1 pseudogene is annotated in these 229 nt (G+C 63.3%); it reads right to left on the bottom strand.

From position 1 onward, the window contains the following. Window position 1: 1 nt before the first annotated feature. Window positions 2-229: pseudogene (locus G5A07_RS21840) on the bottom strand (hypothetical protein); the annotation flags it as partial.

Below are 229 nucleotides of genomic sequence, written 5' to 3'. Positions count from 1 at the left end.
CTCAACCTGCTCGGGCGTCTTCTGCTTCTTCGGCAACGCGCTCTGGCTCGCGTGCCTGCATGCGCCACATCTGCGCGTAACGGCCTTCCGCACGCAACAACGATTCATGCGTGCCTCGCTCGATGATGCGACCGTGCTCCATCACCAGAATCTGGTGCGCACGGACGATGGTCGACAACCGGTGCGCAACGACCAGCGTGGTGTGGTTCTGCGCCAGGCGCATCAGCTC

It is taken from the genome of Stenotrophomonas sp. AS012628 (genome assembly GCF_010608305.1).
GTDB classification, from domain to species: domain Bacteria; phylum Pseudomonadota; class Gammaproteobacteria; order Xanthomonadales; family Xanthomonadaceae; genus Stenotrophomonas; species Stenotrophomonas geniculata.
The sequence above is the reverse complement of the archived record's forward strand: the minus strand, read 5'-3'. Positions and strand labels throughout refer to the sequence as shown.